Origin of the sequence: Microcystis aeruginosa LEGE 91341, assembly GCF_015206885.1 — a bacterium.
GTDB classification, from domain to species: domain Bacteria; phylum Cyanobacteriota; class Cyanobacteriia; order Cyanobacteriales; family Microcystaceae; genus Microcystis; species Microcystis aeruginosa_H.
The window spans coordinates 1-25,939 of sequence record NZ_JADEXY010000008.1 but is presented as its reverse complement, the minus strand read 5'-3'; the positions used below and the strand labels follow the sequence as shown (position 1 = coordinate 25,939).

The following is a 25,939-nucleotide window of genomic DNA, read 5'->3' as shown; positions in this document are numbered from 1 at the left end:
CTGATAACTGAATTAGTTTCTTACTGCTTCTGTTTCTGCTTCTTTGGGAACAACAACTGGCACTCCGCTGACTGTTTCAATTTGATAAATAACGCGACTTAATTGGGAAGGACAACAGAGAGGATCCGTATCTTTATAGCGATTAAAAACCACAATAATTCGATCGCTATTTTGTAAAACAATTCTCTGAGATGCACCATCAGTGCGGGAATCCATCGGTCGCGGGGAAAGAGTGCCAGCGAATTTACCATCGACAAAAACAAAGTCTTGATAACCCATCGGTCGGCACATTCCATCCACTCCACTCATGGCCGAAATAACGCTAGTTTTACCATAGGTTTGCACGGCCCCGTACAGTAACCATCCTGCTTTATTAAGCGCTTGATCATTGGCAGTAATTGCCGGACGAACCTGTTCACGACACTGGTTATCTATCACGGTTTTAACGGGGGATTTGGGGATAGAGGCCTTGGCTTTATTCCAATTAGTTAACGGTCGATCAAACCAAGCTCGCGGAGTTTCTTTTTCTGGGGTTTGGCTAATAACTTCTAATAGCTTCCATGTTTCTGAATTTTGATTAGTAGCTGGATTGGATACGGTTTCAACGCTAACTTTAATTTGATAGAAAAATCCCGGTTTATAATCAAATCCCTCGATAGTATTAGGGAACAATCTCCAGTTTTCCTCTGGTTTCTCTCGCATCTGTAAACAGTCTTTAGTTGCGCCTTGATCACAGGGTTGTTTCCGAGAATGGATATAAATTGTCTTTTCCGTGCGCGTGGTGGTTGGTGCGGGGGTAAAGGTGAGTATTCCTAAACCTTCGGGAGTACGATAAAATAATTGTAAATCGCCTTTAGCTGTCACTTGGAATTGTTCCACTCCTTGCAAGGCAGCAAGATATTGATTTTCCTGTTTCATCTGCGGTTCCGGACAAGCTTTTTTCGTAGTAGCGATCGCTTGGTTGATCTGAAGCGTGTCATCATTGACTTGATAGCCAGTATTATACTGGTTGCATCCGGCCGAACCACTGAGAATATTTTTCTGGAAAGCGGCAGTAATTTCCGTTTCTTTCACCAAACTTCCGGCTGTCCATCCCCTTAGTTTCCATCGAGTCCCCTCCAAAGGGGAAGTATTAGCGATCGCTGCTTTCCCCGCTAAAGCACAACTCAGGGCAATTGTCAAGAAAATTCCCGTTTTTTTGGCGTTCAAAATTGCTATTCTCCTCGTCAAAGCAACAATTCTATTATGGCGTGGGGTAATCGACTCAGTGGTTAGGATAATTTTTCGGATGTCTCTTTCTGACCATCCCGTGACGGATTAAGAGAGAACAAGTTCCCGCAAACCTTAACCCAGTCAGAAAGTCAACGTTGTCATTAATCACTTTTTGCCCTCACAGGGCCAAAAGTTGACCCCAGTTCACCTTAAGCAGTACAATAAAAACCTTGAATGACCCCTTAAACAAAAAAAACATCATGGCACAAGGACAAGGATTCGGATTCGGTCTCGGTAAGATTAAAGAACTACAAGACGCTTTCCAAAAAGCGCAACAGGTGCAACAAGGGGCCAAAGTTCTGCAAGAAGAACTGGAAACTATGGACATTCCTGGCCAGAGTGAAAATGGCTTGGTGACAGTCTATCTCAGTGGCAACCAAGAACCCCGGGGTATTGAAATCGACCCGTCTCTCCTCTCCCAAGATCTGGAGGTTGTGGCTGAGTCTATTCTCGAAGCCATGAAAGCCGCCTATAGTGCCTCCACGGAAACCATGCGCAGCAAAATGGAAGAACTGACCATGGGTTTAAATATCTCCAGTATGTAACCGCTTTTGACCGCAATGGTAAGATGGAAAGTTGGACTAACAAACAAGGAGGTTCAACTTTGCTGACTTTGGGTGTCAATATCGACCATGTGGCCACAATTCGCCAAGCGCGCCGTACCGTGGAACCGGATCCCGTGGCGGCGGCAGTTTTGGCTGAAATCGGCGGTGCTGATGGCATTACCGTCCACTTGCGCGAGGATCGTCGTCATATCCAGGATCGCGATGTGCGTATTCTCCGGCAAACGGTGCGGACTCATCTGAATCTGGAAATGGCCCCGACGGAGGAAATGATCGCCATTGCTCTCGATATTAAACCCGATTATGTCACCCTTGTCCCCGAAAAGCGCGAGGAAGTGACCACGGAAGGGGGGATCGATATGCTGGGCAATTTTGACCGTTTTTGTCGGGTTGTCGAGCGCCTACAATCGGCTAATATCCCCGTTAGTTGGTTTATTGATGCCGATTTTGCCCAAATTCAAGCGGCCGCTAATACGGGGGCGAAATTTATCGAACTCCATACCGGTCAATACGCCGAGGCACAACAGGAGAGCGATTGTCAAGCAGAATTAACAATTCTTAAAGAAGGTTGTGAATACGCTTCCTCTCTCGGTTTGCGGGTGAATGCTGGTCACGGTTTGACCTATTGGAATGTTTATGCCGTCGCCTGTTTGCCCAATATGGAAGAATTGAACATTGGTCACACAATTATCAGTCGTGCGGTTTTAGTTGGGTTAGAACGGGCTGTTAGGGAAATGAAATTGGCTATGCGTGGGCAATTGTAAAGGCTATCAGCTATCAGCTAATCTCCTGACTAGGGAACAATGACAGTGAAAAATTAAAGGAAAGATGATGACAACTTATTATTATTTGGTAGCCAGTCAAAAGTTTTTAGAAGAAGAAGCGATCGAAAAGGAAGTTTTGAAGGAAAGAATCAGGAATTATCAAGAAAAAGGTCAAGAAATTGATTTTTGGTTAATTGCCAATCCAGCTTTTTTAGATACTCCCGCTTTTGCCGATATCAAAAAGAAAACTCCCCAACCAGCAGCGGCGATTGTTTCTCTCAATCAACAGTTTATTACTTGGCTAAAATTGCGTCTAGAATACGTTATTACCGGACAGTTTGAGGCTCCTTCCGATACTATTCCCGATCCGTTAAAATAACCCTTTTTTGTCTGTGGTAAATAAGTGGTTCTAATTAAATAGAAGATAGATTTTGGGTTCGATCCCCCCTGCCCCCCTTGATAAGGGGGGTGCCGATAGGCGGGGGGCTGACGATCTTTAAAACCTACCTACTTAGCTTGCCGTAACAAGGGAAAATTGCTAGTTTTTATCTGTGCCAAAAATACAGACGAGGCAATCATTACCAGCTAACTTTGCCTTTGAGCTTGTTAATTTTTCTCTTACCGATTCCCGATACTCGATCCAAATCTTCTAGGGAAGTAAAGGGTTTTTCTTGCCGGGCTGCGATAATTTTTTCGGCTAATTTGCCACTGATACCGGGTAAAGTATCTAATTCTTCTTTTGTGGCAGTGTTTAAATTAATTAAGCGATCGCTTTTGATTGTTACAGATTGGGGGCAGTTTTTTCTATCCCGTTCGATCCGATTTTTAATAGTTTCCGGCAGTCCTAATTTAGCGGTACGGTAAAGATATTGAAATTCTCGATCGAAATGAGCGGCAACGGTGGGATTATTGATAATAACTAAAGCTTCATCGTTTTGGTGGTTAGCAGCTGCTGACCAATTATGAGAACCAGTGATCACAATTTTATCATCGATTAAACCGAATTTATGGTGTAATTTATCTCCTGCTGCTAGATCGGGAACTCCTACGGTATTAATTGGGTTTTGCCAAGGCTGATTATCTGGTTCATAACGACATTTATTACTGAGAGCAACTCCTAATAAATCTAATCCTTCGCTATAGTATCGGAAGGCAAAACTAGGATCAATTAAAGCTTTAATTTCTATCCCTTTTTGATGTCGTTGGGCGAGAATATTAGCTAAAGGCTGTTCCGTAAAGACAAACAGGGCTAAATTCACGGATTTTTTAGCTTTATTTAAAGTTTCACCGATCAGACCATTGCTAGTAATTGCCCAAGGATAAGCGGTAGAATCGGGGGAAAATTTGACCGTCAGACTACTATTACCGATAGTAATTGTTTGCGGTTTTCTGTGGGGTTTATCTAAGCCAAATCTAGGTTGATCTTCCCTTCCCCACATCAGATTAAATTCCTTTTGAAAAACTCTAGCTAGTGGGGGATTAGTAATGACTAATAGGTGATTGGCATTCCCGACAGTTTTGGGATTAGAAAAGTCTCCATGAATATCACTTAAGGTATAGTTAGCCGAACTGATTAAAGTAGTGTGATTATCAATAACCATGAATTTATGGTGCATTAAACCGCTACCTTTTGAGCGATCAGCCCTATCATCAGTTAGGGGAATACCAGCTTTTTTGAGGATAGTAATTGCATCTCTTTGGGCGATTTCTTCTGCACTTAATTTACCATCTCGATTTATATCAACTAAATCAACAAGGTTTTGATAACGTTCCTGTTCTCGATCGCTTGATTGTTCTTGGTTTTTGGCTAAAGTATGAATAGGTTTATTATAAATATTTTCGAGGATAACCCTAACTTTAATTCCCTGCTGCTGACGGGCAACTAAAGCTTGAGCGATGGCGGGTAAACGTAACTCCTGCACTGCTAGATCGATCGAACTTTTGGCCGAGTTAATATTATCAATAATAACCTGTTCTAAATTATCCCCTGGACGATTAATTTGGCGATAGGGATCGGTATAATTTGAACCCTGGGCCTGATTATAATTAAAATAGACTTGCATATATTGATCTTGGGGCAAGGGTTGGGGACGATTTTGGATAGCATTCAGAGAATGACAACCCCCCAAAAGAAAAACTGTCCCTAACAAAAATCCTAACTGTTTCATAGTCCGAATTTTTTGGAATCTCAATTTATCTATTGCCATTTTTGTCCACATAATTATCATTATCCTAGAATTCAGGAGGAGTCAGTCCTGATGAAAAAGTTTTCACCCCCACAGATGAAAGAGGTTTCCTTCCCTACACCCCACACCCCACACCCTACACCCTCTTTAAAGTCAGGAGAGAATTTTTACCTAAGGAGGTTCTCGGAAATCGGTATGTACTAAATTGATTATAATCAATCCTGATTCTAGATTGAAGATGATGACTTTGTCCTTGATTGCTTAAATCGCTGACCAAAGATCTGAGATCTAGTTAGTGAATTTTGTTATAATCTAGGGAATAATAGCACTGTTCTTCTAGATCTGGGTTTTACCATGACTGAACTTTTACCCCAATGCAGTAATCTGGCTGGTAATGTTAACAGTATAATTGAACTATTCAAAGGCGAATCCTCTCTCCGCAATCAACAGGATACCAGCAAGATAGAAATTGCCCTACAAAAAGCCATTTCTCCCAAATTTGAAATCGTTTTCGCCGGTGCTTTTAGTGCTGGGAAATCAATGTTAATCAATGCACTTTTAGAGCGAGAATTGCTGTATAGTGCCGAAGGACACGCAACGGGTACAGAATGTTATATTGAGTACGCAGAAGCTGATGAGGAAAGAGTGGTTTTAACCTTTCTCAGCGAAGTAGAAATTCGTACTTTAGTCGATACCGTCTGTCAAAATCTGCAATTAACCAATCCCAGTAACATTAATTCCCCGGAATACTGTAGTCAGTTAAACCAATACTGTCAAAAAATTATCGAACAGGAAGGGGGAGAAGGCAAATCCGAGCGAGCTAAACAAGCTCAGGGTTTAAAATTATTAATTGAAGGATTTACCCAAAATCGTGAGCGGATCCATACGCTGCATAATGCCACCTATTCCATGGAACAATTTCACTTTTCTAATTTAGCAGAAGCCGCTAGTTTTGCCCGTCGTGGTAGTAATAGTGCCGTCTTAAAACGTTTAGAATATTACTGTCATCATCCTCTCCTTAAAGATGGTAACGTTTTGGTAGATTTGCCCGGTATTGATGCCCCAGTCAAAAAAGATGCCGCCTTAGCCTATCGTAAAATAGAGCATCCTGATACTTCGGCAGTGGTTTGTGTTTTAAAGGCTGCTTCTGCGGGAGAATTAGCCACAGAAGAAACGGAATTACTCGAAAAAATTCGCTCTAATGCTGGTATTCGTGATCGAGTTTTTTATGTTTTTAACCGCATTGATGAAACCTGGTATTCAGCCCAACTAAAACAGCGTTTAGAAAACCTGATTCAAACGCAATTTCGTGATACTTCCCGCATTTACAAAACCAGCGGACTTTTAGGGTTTTATGGGTATCAGGTGAAAAATCAAACCAATATTAATCAGCGTTATGGTTTAGATTCTATTTTTGCCGAAAGTGTGAAAAATTTAGGAGGACAAGAAGAAACACCGCAATTTGTCAGCGAGTTTAATAACTATTGTGCCAACTCCGGTAAATTACTGGCAACTCCCTTTAAAGTTTCCATACACGGTTATGAAACTCCTAATAAAAATTATTTCCGAGTTTTAAGCGAGTGGGGAACTCCTTTGCTAGAGCAGTTAATTGCTGATAGCGGTATCGAAGAATTTCGCACGGCAATTACTCGTTATCTCACCGAAGAAAAACGTCCGCAATTGTTTGCAACTTTAGCTGATGATTTACAATCTCTCTGCATTACTCTCAAAAATCATTATCAAGGGATTTATCGTGATTTAGAAAGTCAACCACGAGAAATTGAGGCGATGAAAGCTCTAGAGTTAAATCACCTCAATCAAGAGTTAAAAGAAGTGGGAGAGAAATTAACTAAACACATCGATGGTTATGTCAATGCTATCGTGGTTAATAGCGATGAAAACTTCGAGGAAGACTTTAAGAAACTGAAAGCGAGAATGGTATCAAGATTGGATGAGTTATTAAATACTTTTTCTGTTAAAAATGCTTACTCGCAAGCGACTTTAAAGCATCCTCGCAATGCTACAGCACCTTTATTAGCAGTATTAGTAGAAGCTTTTTATTATCTGTCTAATCAGCTAGAAGATGTGTTAATTGAGGAGTCAACCAGTTTAGTTAATCGCTTCTGTCAGCGTCTTTTAGATGCAGTAAGGCAAGGTGATTATTATCGGCAAATCTATCGTTTATTGGGTAACGATGGTGGCATAGAAAATCAGCTAAAACAGCTAGAAGATCAGTTAATTAATGTCTTGATTTCCGAAGCGAGAACAGAGTGCGATCGCTATGTACGAGAAAATCACAATTTTTACAACGAAGGCACTTTTTCTATCTTTCAATTTCGGCAAACTGTCCAACAAACTGCCCAAGGTTATGACTGTGAAAGTATTCTTGATGCTGAACCTGCTATCCGTCAATTACTTAAGTTAGATTTTGAGCCAAAAGTATCAGCAACAATTCAGAAAAACTTCCGTCAAACCATTAATAATACTTTAAAAAATCAATTGATACCAATGGCAAAAAAACAAGCCGATACTATTCTACAACAGTTCAATCAAGCTCGTTCCTATCTAGAACAAACCTTAGAACAGGAAGCGGCGGAAAAAATTGCTAATAATGCCCACAAACAGGAAGAAATTCGCCAAAAAATTGAGGATTATAACCAAGCGATAAATTCTCTTAATACTTGTTTAACTGCTATGGGTTTACAGAAAAATCATTTACCTGTAATTGGTGAACAAGAATTAGAGATTGTCCCAGAAGTTGTTAATTACTCCAGCGATTAATATGGGAAAATTATCGGCATGAAGCACCAATTCCAGTGTGAATTGGCGTTGTCTTTGAGTGAAAAATGCAAGTTATACTGGCTCTTCGTTACTTGTTATGGTTCGATAGCGGGCATAAATCGACTAAATCCTTATCTGGCAAGAGACTTAATTGATTAGTTCGCTCTAGATAAAAAACAATTGACAAAAATCGCTAAATGACTTTCTAGATAAAGGTTCCATCCCTTATAACCCCCGTCCATTGCATAACACAAACCGAAGAGGCATAATCAATCCCGATTCTAGGCAGTAATCTGGCTGGTCATGTTAACAGTATAACTGAATTATGTCGTCCTTTGTATCCGGTAGAAGAATGTGCAGTTAGGCAGTTTTGATCATTACCATTCATTAGAACTTAAAGTTTATGCTAGTTTGAATTCGACCCCTAAAACCAGAATCACTATTACCCAGATAAGCTTCTATGGAAAGCAAAGATGAAGGATTATTGTATTTGATTACCAAGCCATAGTTAAGATCTTCAAATTGGTTATCAAAACCCCGAGTAGCGACGGAATAGTTACTATAATAAAATCCTAGTCTCGTACTACCAAGTTTTTGATCTTTAATAATGGGATAAGTTGCCTCAACAGAATAAAAAACTTTATCGCCAAACGAAATAGGAAAAATGATATTTAATCCTGAAGACTCGGAAAAATTGAGAGAACTAAAATAGGAAATATTCCCAAGACTAGACTTGGGAACTGCCGCATTTAATTCTTGAGGACTGAAGCTAAAGTTATTAAACCAAGTTAGATTCCAATTTGGTTTCACGAACTGAAAAACATTACCAAAATTGGCACGAGAAATATTCAACTGATTAGAATTACTATTCCAACCAACATTGATAAATAGCGAATTACTAATAATTGTCTGCCACTGTTTGTTCTCGTTATACCAAATATTATTAAAATTCCATTTTAAGTCAATATTGGAAAATATTCCAATTGTTTTTTCCTGGAGATCAGAAATATTTTCCTCAATTTGAGGAGAAGATTGAGGATATAAATTTGTCCAAGCTCCCAGGGACAAACTATAGCTGAACCCCTTGCTTGTACCAGAAAGGATAAACTCCAAAGCAGGTAAATACAAATAACCGATATAGGACGTATCTTCAAAGTCTCTTTGACGAAATCGACTAATTTCTATTCTGCCAAATTCTATGTCAGCGGCTTTCCCAGGACCGACAATCGGAAGAGCAGTAAAAGCCTCGGATTTTACTGCCAATTGTTGCTCGAACAATACATCTCCCTGGCTATTTTGAACTTTTATAAAAGTAAAATTTGTACGATTCAAAGGTTCTATATTTGTAAATTGAATGGGGATATTAACACCACTATAGGCTAAGGGACCAAAATCATTGGGAGATATTACAGAAAAGAATAGAGGACTTTCTGGAGTCCATTCACTAATTTCTCGACTAAAAAATTGAACCGCCCTTCGATAAGTACCAGTACGCAATTGAAAAAGCAGAGAACTATTGGGAGTAACATGATCTGTGATTGTATAACTACCAGATACTTGATTTAATTGACTAACAAGGTTTGCATTCTGAAGACTATTATTTAATCTTAGGTTCATTGCTCTTCTATCAGCCGAGGTGGATTGAGTAGAAAAAGATTCGGGAGCTTGATTCTCTTCATACTTTTGTCTGGCTGTGGTTAGGGCACCATTAATATCATTCGGGTTGAGTAAGTAAAATAGCCCCCCCAAAGCTAAACCCAAAGTAGCATTCAGCATTTGTTTCTCATCTACATCACTCAAAAAGGGAGATACGGTGAGGGAAACGCCAGGATTAGCAAAGACATTTGTATAACTTAATTCAACTTTTTTAGGGTGATATTTTAGCAGAGTTCGATTCTGGGAATAATTGAAAATATAACGATACCAATTATGATTTTCTGGATCGAAAGAACGAGTCGTAATTTCGGGTGCTCGTTGACCGCTACTATACCACATGAGAGAATTCAGGTAATGAAAATCCCGTTGCTCTTGAGTCAAAAAAGGATTGCTCATTAAAGCGACAATATCATTATTCTGCAATTGTGAACTATCAAGATTTAAAACCCTAGCATAAATCCGAGACACTTGATCTTCAAGTCCCTTGTTAAATTGTAAGGTTTTCAAACCGGGGAAGGAACTTAAAGACTGATTGAAGTTAAACCCTGCCGTTGTGAAAAAATCTCCTACTGTAACCCCGATTTTGGCTAAATTTTCCGGGGGAATTCTTTGCCCAAGTTGCAATCTGACCCCATTGTCTAATAAACCTTGAAAGTTAACGGTAGTAAACCCTTGTAAAAATTTAGGAGCATTATCTGCATCTAAGTTACCAAAATAAGAGCCTCCCCCCTCTTCGGTAAAAGTTGAAGCTTTACGAGTGTCATCCAAACTAACAACCTCACTCTCTCCGTCAATATTAAAAACTACTTGAGTAACACCTGGTACACCTTGAGGTGAAATAACCTCAACAGCACCGCTAGTAATATTTAAGTTGTTATTATCTTTTTCAAAACCCGTAGCACTTTCAAATGCTTGAGGTAGGGCAAAGACTGTCTGAACTCCAAAAAATGGGATCGTGGAAATTGCCGTCTGTCGAGATTTTTGAGTAATAACGTTTCCTTGATAATTGATGTTGCCATGAAAGCCATTTGTTTCAATCACGACATTGTTATCATAAAGCCAATAAAATTGCCGATTATCTGGATAGTAAGAAAAATTAAATCTCGTAATTAGAGGATCATTAAACTCTTCAAAATTTACTTGATTACCCAGTGAATATTGATCTAAATCAAAATTAAGATTAAAATAGGAGTTGAGAATGGTCGGCCTATACTTGTAAGGGTTTATTGTAAGCAAGTCATTGGTATTAACAATAAAAGGATAGCGTACCGCAACACTTTCCAGAAAACTCTTGACGGCAAGATCTTTAATTTTCAATTGTTCTTCAGTTAACGGGGATTGACGAGGAACTTGTTCATCTGGTTTAATAATTTCTGGAACTGGAGGAACTGGAACAGGAGGTACATCTTTGGGAGTAAAAAAATCTGAGTTTCCAGTTTGCGCCAAATTTAGTTGGCTAATTTCTTTGTATGTAACTATACCAAAGACAGGTGCGTTAATGCTATTTTGATTTAATTCTAAGTCATTTAATATATTACTTATTGCCGGAGTATCGGAAATGGTAAAGGAAGCTAACCGAGTATCTACTGATAAAAATTCTTGATTGGCAATATGAGTAAAGATCTTCGGTGAGAAGGAACTAATAGTTACAGTTACGGCCGACTCTTGATCCGTTTCGGCCTGACGGTGATATTGCCCCTGGGTCAGGAACTCAAATAAATCTGAGTCATCCTTAGCTGACGGTTGATCAGACAGATTCAGAGACCGGGTTGAAGCGGAATTTGGAGAATGGGGCAGAGGTTGATCCGGTGTTTGACCGTCCACCGGCATTAAATCTGATGCTTTTCCCGAGAGATTCTCCCCAGAAAAAGCTTGAGTTATCAATACCGACTCCGTGGAGGGATGCTCGGAGTGTTTAGAGATATTCTCTGAAAAGCTCGGTGAGGGGAAACCAATAGTTACAGTCACAGCCGACTCTTGATCCGTTTCGGCCTGACGGTGATATTGCCCCTGGGTAAGGAACAGACGCAAATCTGAGTCATCCTCCACTGACGGCCGATCGGATGGATTCAGAGACCGGGTTGAAGCGGAATTTGGAGAATGGGGCAAAGGCAGAGGCTGATCCGGTGTTTGACCGTCCACCGGCATTAAATCTGACGCTTTTCCCGAGAGATTCTCCCCAGAAAAAGCTTGAGTTATTAATACCGACTCCGTGGAGGGCTGCTCGGAGCGTTTAGAGAGACTCTCTGAAAGGTTCGGGGAGGAGGAACCAATAGTTACAGTCACAGCCAACTCTTGATCCGTTTCAGCCCGACGGTGATATTGCCCCTGGGTCAGGAACTCAAATAAATCTGACTCATCTTTGGCTGACGGTTGATCAGACAGATTCAGAGACCCAGTTGAAGCAGAAGAAATAGTTTTTTCTGTTTCAGCGACTTGAATGGTCTCTTGACGAGATTCGGTTTCTCGGTTCGCCGATGCTGCCGCAACTGTAATAGATACGCCCTTAACATCGAGGATTTGTTCCGACGATCCCTCGAGTACGATTTGCCCCGAATAAGAAGTCAGAGCTTGATTTTGGGCAGAATACAAAGAAGGATAAAACCATTGCAACAGTTTAGCTTCTATGGCTTGCCAATTAACCAATGGGAGCGGATCAAATTTGCAGAACAAGTTATCGCTGGATTGTTGGCGATCGCCAGTATATAGCACAATTGAACTAAAAGCCTTAACCTGCCCCCCAACCAATAACGATTCACGAGCATCATAAAATAACAAAATGAAGGGGGTTGAGCTAATAGCTAAACCCGACAAAATAACAAAAACAAAGAGGTCATTCGGAGACTCATTCGCTCGCCTTGCCATCGAGATCAGAAAGATAAATATTTTGCACACTTTATACCGGATGAGCAACAAGGCTCACCACCACTACCAAATATCACCGAAAAGGTTATCTAGGGGAGGACGTATGCTTTATGCTCCTAAATAAAACGAATTTGCCCGACATTTTGGGCGCAAGGAGCCTGCATCCAAAATGTTATTCTCGAACATTTTCCCAATGATGTCGCGAGAGGGATTGGGCTTACTTGCTCATCACCAGTCATCCTAGTCTAAAACCGGAGCTGTGAAATTAACTTGTAGGTTAAATGAAGAGCTATTACCCGTTACCGTAGAACTTATCCCCGTCGCTTTTTGACTAGATGGAAAAACTACATTAACTGTAGATACCGTGACAAGCTGACCATTAGCTGCTGTTGGTTGTGGAATAGGAATACTTGTGCTGCCAACTCTGGTCGTTTCGGTTGTCACTCCATTATTGTTAATCACAGAAAGAGAACTAGGTTCTGTATTACCTTGGTTTCCCGTGACGGAAAAAGTAAGGGGTTTTAAATCTAAAATGCTAGGAATATTAGTAGAAATATCTTTGCCATCATACTTAGCAAAAATAGGACGACCTTGCTCATTGAAGGATACATTCAACGTGGGAATGATCGGTGGAGATTTAAGGCTGGTGGAAGGAATATTATCCTTTATTGTCACATTTACCGTAGGGGTAATCGCAGTAGGAATGACTGGTGGAGATTTGAGGCTGGTGGAAGGAATATTATCCTTTATTGTCACATTTACCGTAGGAATTACTATATTTGGGATTCTTATAGGAATAACAGGAGAAGGAAGACGGGGAATCGAAATTTGAGGAATTGACTGGGCAATTACCCGAACATTAACGACAAAAATTTGTGAAACAATAACTAAGATAGTTAGTGCCGATTCTTTGGAGTTAAGTCTGCTTAGAGTTTTCATTTTATTAACCTCATTTTCAATTGGTAAATTAAAAACGGTATTTAAGGCTTTACCCCCTTAGCATTATAAACAGCAATTAAGTTTAACTGACTGTTTAGTTGTTTTGCATCGGTCACAGGAACTAATTCCTGGACATAGGGGCGATAACTATAAACCTGATAACCTTTTGCTTGGATGTATTCCATTATAGCACTATTGCTACCGTGGTTTCCAGCAATATTTTCATAGATAATATTGGGCTTAAATTCTGTTAATAAACGTTCCGCTCCCTGTAGAACTTTTATTTCATGTCCCTCGGCATCTATTTTTAACCAGTCAACCCTCGTCAGGTTTTCTGTTTCAATTAAACTATCAAGGGTTAAACATTGAATAGTTACAGTATTAGCCAAATCATAATTAGGGGAATTATCGCTGACAACCTCATTTAACTCACTGGCATTATGGAGAGATAGTTTCGCCGAACCACAATGATCACTCGCCGCCGCTTCGTAAATTTTAACCCAAGGGAGTTGATTGATACGGCTTGTTTCTCGTAAGCAGTTTACACAATCTTTAAACGGTTCGATAGCGATGACTTTCCCTGTTTCTCCCACCCTTTGGGCGGCACTAAAGGTATAAACTCCTACATTGGCCCCCACATCAATAACGGTCATATCAGGACGGATTTGGATACGCCATAATTCCATTTCCGCTTCAAACCAATCTTTTTGGGCGAGTAAAACAGCAGTGGTAATACTTTTTAAGTTAGCTTCCACTGTCAGAATGAGATTATCATAGGGAACATAAGTAAAAGGATTTTCCAGTCTGGCTTGGGTCCAAATCCACTCTCCCACATCAGGAGAATTGGGGTTAAAATGAGTGACCCCTTGCTGAAGCCAATACTCTGCCGTTTTTGCTTCCGGTAAGTTACGATAAGCCAAATAAAGAGCTTGTATTGAGGGGGGGTAAGTGGGATTAATCTGATGAGCTTTGAGCAAGTAAAAAATACCATCCCATTTTTGCCCACAAAAACGAGCAATTCCTAGTTGTAACTGTACGACGGGAGATGTTGCAAGGGATTGAGAGATTAATTGTAGAGTATCTTGCCCAGAAGCTGTGTAAAAGTAGGGTTGAGATAGATTAAGAACTTCACTACATAAGAGTAATATTTGCTCGTAGCAGTTTTCGGCTGCTAGAATTTTCTCTAAATATTCAGCTTTGTTTAATAAAGTACGCGCGGTGGAAGGTAAATAAACAAGTCCTTTGTTTGAAGCGGTTTTCCTAAAAGCCGGATCAAGAATACCGACAAAAACAGAATAAGCTAAAACATAGGCTTTGCTGTAATCGCCTATTAGACTATAAATCAGCGCTAAATGAACGGCGGCTAAGGGATGGGCTTTTCCTTTCTCTAAAACCGCTATCGCATCGTTTAATAGTCGTTTGCGAAAGGCAATATCTTGTGTCTCTTCTGCCTCAATAAGCATAATCACTGCTACATTGTTCCATTCCCTCAGGGTAGTGGGTTGATTCCAGTTAGTATTATCAGCAAAAGCTAAAAGTTGATCACAATCTTCTGAGGTAATTTGAGGACAATGTTTTTGCAGGTATTGACTGTAATAATTGAGGGGACTTTGCGTCTCTACCGGAGAGTGCATCGGGTTTATTTGTTGATCACCGGACTCTAATGGTTGTATTTTTTCCTGTTCTAGTTTTTTCCACATCTGTTGATAAGCATTTTCTAAGGCTAGAGTTAAACCTTGTATATCTCCTAGTTGAGATTTTTGAAAACGCTCTCTTAAGCTAGTTCTTAATTTAGCGATCGCCTCTAGATCCTGGGCAAAAGTAATGGCTTTGTTAACGTACTCTTCGGGACTGTGAGCGATCCAATCCCCTAAGCCGATCGCCTGTAGGAGACTATTTCCCATCCGTTGGATTTTACGATCGCCAGCAAGGGTTAAAACCGGAACCCCCATCCATAGGGCATCGCAGGTGGTCGTGCAACCATTGTAAGGAAAAGTATCAAGGTGAATATCAATGCGATGATACAAAGCGAAATAATCCTCAGCCAATGTCGGTGAGTTAATTAATTCAACTTGTTCGAGATTAAGACCTTGTTCTTGCAGGAATAATTCAACACTTTGTTTTTCTTGGGGATCGTCTAAATTATGATAGTGGCTTTTGAGGATGAGACGGGCCTGGGGTAATGCCTGAAGGATTTTTGCCCACAGGGATAAAAGGAAAGGATTCAGTTTAGAAAAATTGTTCAAGCAACCAAAGGTAATATGTTCTGAACTTAAGGCGGGCAGGGGATTGACTTCTAGGGCTTCCGAAGAAGGTTGATAGGCCACATAGCATCTGGGGAGTCGCCAAATCGTCTCGCTGGTTTTTTCTTCCGTATCTACGGGGTGTAAATGATGATCGGTAATCCAATAATCGATGGTAGGGATACCTGTCGTGGCAAAATAGCCCAAGTAGGAAGCTTGAATAGGGGCAGGTTTGCCAAAAAAGATCGGCAGACGATTATCGTCTGTATGACCCGCTAGATCAATTAGGATGTCAATCTGATCCTGTTTAATTTGCTCGATCACTTCGGCATCGGTAAGTCCGAGGGTTGATCGCCAGTGATCGCAAGAAGCTTTAATTTCTTCTGTTATTTGATCAACTTTTTTGATTTCCCCATAACAATAAATTTCAAATTTTTGATGATCGTGATGTTTAATAATTGGGGCAATAAAAAAACCTACGGGATGACGTTTAAAGTCAGGGGATACATAACCAATTTTGAGTTTGTGTTGGGCCGCAGACGCTGGCTTAGGGATATTTGATTGGGGGATAGTCAATTCTGCCATATTATTACTTGTATTTCCCCTGAGAATCGATAGGCCAATATTAATTACTTCTGTAAAATTATATTGAGGATTAGAACCATAATTGACGGTGAGATATTCCAGCAATTCTAAAGCATAATCAGGAAAGTACAATATGTCCGCGATACAAGCCTGTTTTAATAGTTTTTCCGGGGATACCGGACTAGATTGACCAATTAAATCTTGAAAGTAAAAGGCATCAGACCACAACAGTTGTCCCGAAAGATACTGAGGAATACCCGATTTAATCTCAACGGGAAAAGATTTTTTGGAAATACAATGTAATCCTTTAAAACCTTGAAGAAAAAAACCTTGCTGCCGTAAATGATTATCTACGTCAGCAAAAAGCGGTTGATTCTTATAGATAGGGGCAAATTCAACTTCGGTTTGAATAGCCAAGGTGCTGTTTTTGATGATCTGTGGCGCCCCTTGAAAAATGTTTAATTCTGCCCCTTGTACATCTACCTGCAAAAAATCAATGGTATCAATTAATTCACTAGCACAAAAACTATCCAGGGTGGTTGTTTCTATTTCTGATACATAGTCTAGGGTAAGAAATTCTGGTAGAAAATTGCGAAAACGAGATACATAGCTGTGATTTGGTTCATAAAGAGAACTACACATTTTCTCTTTAGTAACATATAGTTGGGATTTGCCTTGAATGTTACTAAGGGCGATGGGAATATGTTTTTCTTGATGCCTGATATTTCTTTCCTTTAAATTCTGATTCATGCGCTTACATTCATCGGCATCGGCCTCAAATCCATAGATAGTTAAATTAGGGGCAAAAATTCCCCAAGATTGACTACTATAATCATCAGCCCCAGATAATTTTCGAGAACCTATCTGGGCAATGGTAATATGAATGTTATCTAAAAAATGCTGGGCTTTTAGCGTTTGTAAGAAGATAGTCATGGCAGGAAATTTAATGATTATAAAACAATACTATTGACAATATTTAAGTTTGGGTTTTGTTGCGATACCAACGAGAAGAAGCGTCGTAAATTTCCTCTGAACTAACTCCCTTAATACCACTAAGCGTAAAAAGAAGCGCTGTATAGGCCAATTTGTTTTCGGGATCACAGCAGAGGGACTGACGAAAACAATCAATCGCTTTTCTTTCATCAGGTTGACGGCTATAAACCACTCCCAGATTGTAATAGGCCATGGCATAGTCGGGATCTAACTCGATCGCTTTTTCAAAACAACTTTTTGCTTTGGTTAACAATTTTTGCTGCTTATAACTTATTCCTAAGTGTAAATAGGCGATCGCATCTTGGGGTTTGGCTTGAATAATTTTTTGGAAGCAACTGACTGCTTTATCAAACTTTTCCTGCTCGTAGAGAACGACTCCCAAGTTATAGCGCAATTCTAAGTTATCCGGTTGCAGCAGTAAAGCACAACGGTAGTATTTTTCCGCTTTGGCATAGTTTTCTTGGCGATCATACAGCTGCGCCAGAGTTTTATAAACCTCCATATTAGTGGAATCTAACTGCACAGAATGGGAATAACAATTGATCGCCTTTTCTGTCTCTTGTAATTGTTCATAGACCAAGCCGAGATTATAAAAAGCGGTGGGATAATCAGGCTGAGATTGAATCGCTTGTTGATAATAACTAATCGCCTCCTCTAATTGTCCTTGTTGCGCCGCTAAAAAGCCCAGATTATGATAGGACTTGGCATAGGTAGCATCTACTTTTATCGCTTGCAGATAGAAGTTTTTGGCTAACTCTAATTCTCCGGCAAGGGTTTTTTCTCGTCCAAGTTGGTGATAATATGCCGCACTGTTCTCCTCTGGGACCACGGGAAGGGGAGGAGAATTAACCTTATTTTGTTCCTCTAAATAAATTTGCCACATTTGTCGATAAGCCGCTTCCATCGCCGCCGCCATTCCCTTGGCATCTAACAATTCCGATTGAGCTAGGCGATCGCGCATCGTAGCTCGTAAATTGGCTAAATAGACAGTATCTTGAGCAAATTGAACCGCCTTCTGCACATAATCTTCGCGAGTATCCGCAATCCACTCGTCTAAACCCACTGCTTTTAAGAGGGTGACACTCAAACGCTCCATATTACGTCCCCCGGCTAAAGTCAGGGTAGGAACTCCCATCCATAATGCTTCGCAGGTGGTAGTACACCCCCCATAGGGAAACGGATCAAGATGAATGTCCACATTGTTGTAGGACGAAAAATGTGCTTGATCGCCGGAGAATGCCCCTTGAATGAACAGTCTATCGGCACTGACACCTCTCTCTGTAAAGTTAGCAATTAAATTAGCTTGAACTTTCGGGTCTCCTCCTGCATGGCCAATTACTTTAAGAAAGAGACGAGAGTTAGGAACGGCTTTCAGTATTTGGCACCAAACATCAAGGGTTTCAGGGGTTAATTTTCTGGTGTTGTTAAAAGAACCGAAGGTAATTAAACGCGTTTTCTCAAAAGGCGGGGGTGAAACCGCTGGGGTGTCGAGATAGTTGTCATAGGTTAGATAACAACGGGGTAAACGCCAAATTGTCTCACTGGTTAATTCGGGAGTGTCGGAAGGATGTAACGCCTCATCGGTAATCCAATAATCAATGGTGGGTAAACCCGTGGTTATAAAATAACCTAAATAGGTCGCCTGAATGGGGGCGGGTTTCATTCCCAACACTTTAAGGCGATTCCCCGTGGTATGACCGGCTAAATCTACCAAAATATCAATTTGATCTGCTTGGATTAACTCCGCTACTTCTAAATCCGATAGACCCACGGTAGAGCGCCAGTGATCGCAGATTGCTTGGATTTTTTCGGTAACGTAATCCTCTTTGGCGACTTCGGCGTAGGCAAATATTTCAAATTGATCGTGATGGTGATTTTCTAATAAAGGCTTAATAAAAAAACTACAGGAGTGACGACGAAAATCAGGAGAAATATAGCCGATACGCAATCGACGATCGGGGTCTGGTTGTCTCTGATGGTATTTGAGGGTAGGAAGGCCCTGTTTAACGACGTGGTAGATATACCAGAGATAGGAAATATCGAGGATATCCTGGGGAGAAGCAGTGGTCAATGCGCCAAGACACCATAATAAGAATGAGTGATTAAAACAATCCTGGGGTTCCAACTGCTGGATTTTATGACAATAATCAAGCGCCTTGGTTATTCTACCGAGTTTTTCGGCACAAAGAGATAAACTTTTGAGGGCTGAAATATGGTTACTGTCTATGGTTAAGATTTTTTGATAGTAGGTGATCGCATCATGAATATAACCAATTTTTTCTAAAACCATGCCACAATTTTGTAGCGCGGGAATGTAATTAGGATCAAGGGCTAACACTTGATGATAATAGGCGCTCGCCTCAGGTAGTTTTTCTTGTTTTTCAAAGATGAGACCCAGATTAAATAAGGGTTCGATCGCCGAAGGTTCAAACTCCAAGGCCATCTCATAACAGTTTTGCGCCTGAGGGAATTTTCCCCGTCGCTCCCATTTGTTCCCTGTATTAATTAAATGGGAAACAAAATCCGGTAATAACTCCCATTCCTTCGCTGTTAAAAGACTTTTTGCTTTTGCTAAATCTCCTTGATCTTGCCAAAATTTAGCTAGTTGAAATTTGATACTAGGATGATTTGGTTCAAGACTTAAAACCTGAGTCAAGCATTGGCTTATTTCCAGGGTGATTGCTTGCTTTTTCTCGTCTTTAACGTTTTCTCTCTGGTTAATTAATTGCTGTTTGAGATTTAAGCCTAAACGATAGTAGGCTTTGGCGTATTGAGGATTCAACCTAATCGCTTGACGATAATAGTTGATCGCCGATTCCCATTGTTGTTGTTTTTCATTGACAACCCCCAAATTGTAATAAGATTGAGAACGCTCAGGCTCTAACTCGATCGCCTTGAGATACCAAGACTGAGCCAAAGCAAAATGACCCTGCTGCGTGAATTGATTGCCCAGATAATGGGCGATTTCTGCCCCTTGATTCCCTAAACCGCAATCGGCAAAGGAATCAATCAAGGAATTTTTTATTTCTTGATAGACTAGCTCCCGCTGATCGGGTAGTGTTTGCCAAAGATCTTTTTGTAGGGTTGCTAATAAATCCAGGCAAGTTTGCCAATTTATTTCTTTAACCAAATTTAAAAATATTTCCCTAAAGGTTTCGCCGGTTTCATCTCCGCCGAATAGTAGCAAGGGTTTAAAAAGACAGTGGACTAATAACTGCTCTTCCTTGCTAAAACATTCCTGCCAAGGCGCAGACTTGGTTGGAAAATCTAATAAATTCTCTATCGGATAATCTTGGCTATTAAACGTTAAACCAACGGCTTGGGCTAGAGCCTCTATCTGCCCTAGGGGCGTTTGCCTGATGTCCCTTTCGTTTAACCAAATAACTCGATGGGCTAAGGGCAGCCAAATATGGGGCTGACATTGCAACTGTTTCGCCACGGCTTGGGTAACGGTTTCTTGACTACCCCTGATGGTGTTGCCCAAGGACTGACGCGGATCGGCGTGGCTATAGACAACTAACGCCCCCTCCTGTTGAATCCCCTGAAGGGCATCTTGCCCCAATACCTCAAACTGTAATAAAAGGGGGATAGCTTCTCCCTGCCGTAACCTTAAATGACGGTCAAGAGACACCGCGTCCTGGAACACCCCCGCCTGAAAATCAAGCCCCGACCGATTGTACAGTTCACTTAATACTCGGTAACTCCAAGCGGTTTGATAGTAGGGAATACGATTACAGAATATGATCATTACAACGACTGCATCCGCAAAGCTAGAAAAATTCAGGTTATTGGCAACCACTCATACTAAATCGGTTAGGTATGGGCCACTCATAAGGACAGGCAAAAGGCTTCGGCCGCCAGACTTCCACGCGAGATCAGACCTTCGGCGAACTCAGCCGAACGGCAAAAGGGTGAATAAATAATCAGTTTTTGATAACCAGACTTAGTATCAGAAGACTTTTGAGACGTGAAATCTACAAGAGATGATCCCCCTAAATCTTCCTCGACAAGGGTGACTTGTTACGATTTCCCCCGTTTTATAAGGGGGGATAGGGGGGATCAATTATCCGTTTTAGACACCCCCTAAGGAGTAATATCCGACTCAGCACCCCAGCGGGAGCGGGTCTGCTCGGTTAAACCAGTCCGCCGCCCACCCCGCCAGGAACCCGGAACTAATCTAAAACGGAAGTCCCTGTTGTCCAAGCCCGGACAATACCAGACACATCCCCAAACTGAGAGCCAGCCCCAGCCGTCGAAACAGCAAAGGCGGTGGCACGCTCCAGCGTTAGTTGGGTACTTGCGTTTACAGCTGCACCAGCAGACATGGTCACCCCTGTAATGGCAACGGTGGTTCCTGCATTAATATTCTGGGTAGTGTACTCAACGATGATTGAAGCGGGACCGGTATAGGCATAGTCAGCGGAGGGCAAAATCTGCTCGGCGGCAAAGCTATAGCAAAGATCGGGGTGATTAGGACAATCAATCGCTGAAACCCTTGACCGATAAGAGTTTGAAAATTGAAAGCGTCCTAAATAACCCATTTTTTGCTATATTAGTAGCCGCAGCGTTGCCCTCGGTGAGAATGCTAGTGACGGCGACGGACAATCGGGATTGGGATGCAGACGCAGCAAATTGGGCTTGGGTGCTTTCGCCAACGGACAATACACCGGCCGCGGCGAGACCACCGGCTAGAATAGCGGCTTTGGCGATTTCTTGGTAGTTAGAAGCTTTCATTTTTTGTTTCCTTCGTTAAGGGGTTAATGGTTTTGAGGTCATGAGGCGGCTTATGGTTCGGTTTGCCGTCTCAATACCCTCGTTTCTTTGGTATGGATTTTTACGGGTCTAACCATCATCAGTATGGATTACTACGGTTGGCTACTGTCAAGATCAACTACACAAAAATTTAGTTCTGTCAGTGATCTATTGGGGGTATCTTTTGTGATCGATGAATTGCAAAGACGCAACCCCGGGCAATTCTGGGGGCATTCATCCGACATTTTAGGTAATATGTAGCTACAAAGTGGTATTTTTTACCCTGGTTGGGACGGGTTGCCTACTTCTCAAGATACTAAGGTTGCGAGATTTTTCTATGCCCGCAGCTTAACCCGATCAACCGATAACCGATAGAGGAGTGCAGAATGGGAGAATGGTTAGATTTTACCGATGAGGTGGTCACTGTTAATGGCAAAGGTGAGGAAATTAAACGGGAAAAAGTCACTAATCGAGGTTATCAGTATTTTTTAAGCAAAAAAACCTTTTTAGAGATGATTTCTATCCCTAGCGGTCAATACCTCACCGGTGCGCCCAAAAGCGAGTTAGGCTGGAAATTGAGTCAAAGTCCCCAATCTCTGGTTAATATTCAGGCTTTTTGTCTGAGTCGCTACCCAATTACCCAACGACAATGGCGCGAGGTGGCAAAATTAGAACCGGTAAATATTGAACTTAATCCCTATCCGGCCCATTTTGAAGGTTATGATCGCCCTGTAGAACAAATTAACTGGTGGGAAGCGGTGGAATTTTGCGATCGCCTATCCCGTCTCACCGGACTGAATTATCGTTTACCCGCAGAAAAAGAATGGGAATACGCTTGTCGGGGAGGTACATCAACCCCTTTTCACTTTGGCCCGACAATTTCCACGGATTTAGCCAACTATTCCGGGGTGGACTGGGATTATGGCGGGAAAGTGTGCAGTTCTGGTCGTTATGGGGAAGGTCGCCTAGGTTGTGATCGCAGGGAAACCACACCAGTGGGAATGTTTGCCGTCGCTAACCCTTTCGGACTCTACGATTTGCACGGAAATGTCAGGGAATGGTGTGCAGATTACTGGCGCGATAACTACGAAGCAGCCACAATAGAAGATAGGGACAGACGAGTTTTACGCGGCGGTTCCTGGAATGATGGACCGAACAAATGTCGCTCGGCCTACCGAGTCAAATTTATGGCTACTGCTGGACTCTATGATATTGGTTTTCGTGTCGTTAGCGATAATTCCCCTTAAATCTGAAAACCGATCACTGATTACAAGTGACAGGGAGGTGAAAAAATTGAAAATAGAACTATCCCAGCAAATAATCAGCGAATTTTGTCAGAAATGGCAGATATCTGAAATGTGTTTATTCGGATCGGTTTTGCGGGAAGATTTTCGTCCAGACAGCGATATTGATATACTGGTCAGTTTCCAAGATAGTGTTTCTTGGGGACTTCTGGAGTTTTCGAGGATGAAACGGGAATTAGAGAATTTATTGGGACGGAAAGTTGATTTGCTAACGAAAAAATCGATCGAGTGACTGGGATGATAACAGAAATCTGTTAAAAAATCAGATCAGTTTTTTTCTGTTTACTATTTACTTTTTACCTGATTAATGCTTGTCATCCTCTCCGCTATTATTCCAGTGGGTTTTATCATCCTCATCGGTGTGATAGCAGGAAAAATTCTCACTGTTGAAGTGCATTCCCTTTCCCAAATCACGGTGTATATTCTTGCTCCCGCTTTGGTGATTGATGGACTCTATCGCACCACTCTATCCGGCAGCAATATCGGTTTAATTCTCCTAGGTTTTGCTCTTATCTCACTGGTAATGGCGATTGTCGTCGAAATTATCGCCTCTTGTCTCAGTCTCGATGCTGATATCCGCAAAAGCCTCATGGCTGCCGCTGTGATGCCCAATAACGGTAATATGGGTTTACCTGTGGCTAGTTTTGCCCTGGGTGCGGCTGGACTAGAAAGAGCGATAATCTATATGATTGGTTCTAGTATTCTGTTATTTGGTATTAGTCCCGCTTATTTGCGAGGAAAAAGCTTTCTTTCAGGATTTCGCTTAGTTTTTCAATTGCCCTTAATCTGGTCAATTTTTATCGGCATTAGCTTTCAAACTTTCTCTTTTCATCTTCCCCTGCAATTAGATAAAAGTATTAGCTATCTAGGACAAGCGGCAATTCCTTTGGCTTTAATTATCCTAGGTATCCAATTATCTCAGCAAAAATTAGCGATCGGTAAATTAGAATTATTAGGGGCCGGTTTGCGTCTTTTAGTCGCTCCTCTTTTGGCATTTGCGATCGGCAATAGTTTAGGATTAACTGGTATGGATCTAAAAATTCTCATCCTACAGAGTGCCATGCCCACCGCCGTTAATACTGTCATTTTAGTCACAGAATTCGGTGGTTCGGCCACTTTAATGGCCCGCACAGTTGTGGTCACTACCCTTGCTAGTTTTCTGACTATTCCTTTTTTTCTTTGGTTATTAAAAGTCTATTTATAAGTAGGGTTTGCAGCAAAAAGTTTGTTGGTGGGGTTAGGAGTCAGTTATCAGTTATCAGTTATCAGATGTGAGTTTTCAGTTCACTGATTACTGTTTACTGATCACTGAAAAAAGCTTCTCCCCACACCCCACTTCATAATTCATAATTCATAATTCATAATTCCCACACCCCACTTCATAATTCATAATTCATAATTCATAATTCCCACACCCCACTTCATAATTCATAATTCCCACACCCCACTTCATAATTCATAATTCATAATTTATAATTCCCACACCCCACTTCATAATTCATAATTCATAATTCATAATTTATAATTCCCACACCCCACTTCATAATTCATAATTCATAATTCATAATTCATAATTCATAATTCATAATTTATAATTCCCACACCCCACTTCATAATTCATAATTCATAATTCATAATTCATAATTCATAATTTAACCTTTGACTCACTCCAGCAATGGCAGCCAAGAGAAGCCAAACAATAGTATTAATCTTGACATCGGAGAGGGTGACATCGACGAGATTAAATAAAACGCAAGCACCAAAGGCCACCAGATAGGTAAAGATAATTAACTCACCCCCGGCTTTTTGTTGCCGTAGAAAGATAAATAAACGCCACCCTTGGGCATAAATCCAACCCACCCAAACAGACAACAAAATTAAGCCAATAATTCCCGTTTCTGCCATTAACATCAAATATAAATTATGGGGATGACCTAACCACAATCCCTGACTTTTTTCGTAGAGAGGTGTAAAACTGCGTAATCCCCAACCGAATAGGGGTCTTTCTTGGGTCATTTCTAGAGTAAAACGCCATTGAGTTGATCTGAGAGTCGCTAGAGGACGATTGGGGAACATTTCATCGGATAATCGCGCCCAAATCGCCCTAGGAACCAAAAAACGCAGACTATCCCTGAAAGGATTTGGTCCCCAAGAAGCAAGGGAAATCACCCCCCCCAAGAGCACAAAACCAGCGACTAAGGCATTCCAACCCAGATAAAGGGCGAAAATTAGGCAACCTAAAAAGGCTAAGGCCCAAGCATTGCGAGAATTGCTTAAAAATAGCCCTACACTATCGATAAATATAGTTAAAGTTAAAAACCCGACTTTGAGATTTAAAAGCTTATTTCTTTGTCTGTGCCACTGCCGCCAAGTTAGAATTAATAAACCGATCGCTAAAATCAGAGTTATGAGTAAATAAGCCCCTAAAAGATTAGCATACATAAAAACCGAAGACATCCGCCCCAAAGGTTCACCCCCCGCTCCGTAGGGCCAGGTAAAAATCCCTTTTAATGCTTCCGGTTTTTGCCAACCGAGAAAAATTTGTCCCCATCCCATCACCACTACCCAAACCGACGGAATAACCATCACCCAAGCTAGTTGACACAATTGAGAGGGTTTTTTAATTAATTGCCGAAGATTGCTAAAAAAGAAGAAAAAAGGTAGGAAATTTCCTAAACCAATCCAAGCATCCCCCGGAGTTGGGGAAAGACTGGCACTAATCATTAGCCAAAGTGTGACGATACCGAGACCTTGATTAAGACGTGACTGGATAATTGCCCGAAAATTGCCAGTAAAAACCCTAATTAACACGATAATAATGCCGATACCCGCCAACTCCGGCAGCATCATGGCGATAAAAACTGAAAAAAGTATTAAATTCCACTCCCACCCTTGACAAAAAATCTTTTTCATCGGAAATTTTGGGTCTGAAACCCCGCCGTAGAACGGCGGCTTTACGTTAGAATTAAAAGGCCAGTCTCGAAAACCAAGTGGACGGCGCAGCACCGTTCGGCGGTTCGGCTGAGCTCACCGTCG

At 41.2% G+C, this 25,939-nt stretch carries 16 protein-coding genes; 7 read left to right on the top strand and 9 right to left on the bottom strand.

Annotated elements, in window-relative coordinates; all coding sequences use genetic code 11:
• Positions 1–12: 12 nt before the first annotated feature.
• Positions 13–1,209 (bottom strand): DUF4377 domain-containing protein, encoded by a 1,197-nt coding sequence (locus IQ234_RS02625; protein ID WP_228008347.1) that lies wholly within the window; start codon positions 1,207–1,209, stop codon positions 13–15.
• Between the two features lie 263 nt (positions 1,210–1,472).
• Between IQ234_RS02625 and IQ234_RS02620 the strand changes: the two genes are divergently transcribed.
• From IQ234_RS02620 to IQ234_RS02610, 3 genes are all read left to right on the top strand, one after another.
• A complete protein-coding gene (locus IQ234_RS02620; RefSeq protein ID WP_193955927.1) occupies positions 1,473–1,817 on the top strand; it encodes a YbaB/EbfC family nucleoid-associated protein in 345 nt (114 codons plus the stop codon).
• A gap of 59 nt (positions 1,818–1,876) precedes the next feature.
• A complete protein-coding gene (locus IQ234_RS02615) occupies positions 1,877–2,599 on the top strand; it encodes a pyridoxine 5'-phosphate synthase (protein ID WP_228008346.1) in 723 nt (240 codons plus the stop codon).
• A gap of 67 nt (positions 2,600–2,666) precedes the next feature.
• Positions 2,667–2,978 carry an MgPME-cyclase complex family protein gene (locus IQ234_RS02610; protein ID WP_008201910.1) on the top strand — a complete coding sequence of 104 codons (312 nt, stop codon included), beginning with the start codon at positions 2,667–2,669 and terminating at the stop codon, positions 2,976–2,978.
• A gap of 199 nt (positions 2,979–3,177) precedes the next feature.
• Here the strand turns inward: IQ234_RS02610 and IQ234_RS02605 are convergent, their stop codons facing one another.
• Positions 3,178–4,818 (bottom strand): DUF655 domain-containing protein, encoded by a 1,641-nt coding sequence (locus IQ234_RS02605; protein WP_193955925.1) that lies wholly within the window; start codon positions 4,816–4,818, stop codon positions 3,178–3,180.
• Between the two features lie 321 nt (positions 4,819–5,139).
• Here IQ234_RS02605 and IQ234_RS02600 point away from each other — a divergent pair, with 321 nt between their 5' ends.
• Complete coding sequence (locus IQ234_RS02600; protein WP_193955924.1) at positions 5,140–7,566, top strand: dynamin family protein; 2,427 nt, start codon at positions 5,140–5,142, stop codon at positions 7,564–7,566.
• 387 nt (positions 7,567–7,953) lie between these two features.
• On the opposite strand, the gene IQ234_RS02595 is transcribed toward IQ234_RS02600, so the two are convergent.
• From IQ234_RS02595 to IQ234_RS20930, 6 genes are all read right to left on the bottom strand, one after another.
• Positions 7,954–11,364: a hypothetical protein gene (locus IQ234_RS02595; RefSeq protein ID WP_322743427.1), complete on the bottom strand. Its 3,411-nt coding sequence runs from the start codon at positions 11,362–11,364 to the stop codon at positions 7,954–7,956.
• Between the two features lie 963 nt (positions 11,365–12,327).
• Positions 12,328–13,026 (bottom strand): hypothetical protein, encoded by a 699-nt coding sequence (locus IQ234_RS02590; protein WP_228008345.1) that lies wholly within the window; start codon positions 13,024–13,026, stop codon positions 12,328–12,330.
• Between the two features lie 41 nt (positions 13,027–13,067).
• Positions 13,068–16,787 carry an FkbM family methyltransferase gene (locus tag IQ234_RS02585; protein WP_193955923.1) on the bottom strand — a complete coding sequence of 1,240 codons (3,720 nt, stop codon included), beginning with the start codon at positions 16,785–16,787 and terminating at the stop codon, positions 13,068–13,070.
• A gap of 43 nt (positions 16,788–16,830) precedes the next feature.
• A complete protein-coding gene (locus IQ234_RS02580; protein ID WP_193955922.1) occupies positions 16,831–20,595 on the bottom strand; it encodes a tetratricopeptide repeat protein in 3,765 nt (1,254 codons plus the stop codon).
• Positions 20,596–21,019: 424 nt separating this feature from the next.
• Complete coding sequence (locus tag IQ234_RS20935; protein ID WP_228008344.1) at positions 21,020–21,277, bottom strand: hypothetical protein; 258 nt, start codon at positions 21,275–21,277, stop codon at positions 21,020–21,022.
• A gap of 49 nt (positions 21,278–21,326) precedes the next feature.
• Complete coding sequence (locus tag IQ234_RS20930) at positions 21,327–21,581, bottom strand: hypothetical protein (protein WP_228008343.1); 255 nt, start codon at positions 21,579–21,581, stop codon at positions 21,327–21,329.
• 404 nt (positions 21,582–21,985) lie between these two features.
• Between IQ234_RS20930 and IQ234_RS02570 the strand changes: the two genes are divergently transcribed.
• From IQ234_RS02570 to IQ234_RS02560, 3 genes are all read left to right on the top strand, one after another.
• Entirely contained in the window at positions 21,986–22,846 is an 861-nt protein-coding gene (locus IQ234_RS02570) for a formylglycine-generating enzyme family protein (protein ID WP_193955921.1), read from the top strand.
• A 46-nt stretch (positions 22,847–22,892) separates the two neighbouring features.
• Positions 22,893–23,135, top strand: coding sequence for a nucleotidyltransferase family protein (locus tag IQ234_RS02565; RefSeq protein WP_228008342.1), 243 nt, complete (start codon positions 22,893–22,895; stop codon positions 23,133–23,135).
• A 75-nt stretch (positions 23,136–23,210) separates the two neighbouring features.
• Positions 23,211–24,107 (top strand): AEC family transporter, encoded by an 897-nt coding sequence (locus tag IQ234_RS02560; RefSeq protein ID WP_193955920.1) that lies wholly within the window; start codon positions 23,211–23,213, stop codon positions 24,105–24,107.
• Between the two features lie 434 nt (positions 24,108–24,541).
• On the opposite strand, the gene IQ234_RS02555 is transcribed toward IQ234_RS02560, so the two are convergent.
• Positions 24,542–25,816, bottom strand: coding sequence for an O-antigen ligase family protein (locus IQ234_RS02555; RefSeq protein WP_193955919.1), 1,275 nt, complete (start codon positions 25,814–25,816; stop codon positions 24,542–24,544).
• Between the last annotated feature and the right edge of the window lie 123 nt (positions 25,817–25,939).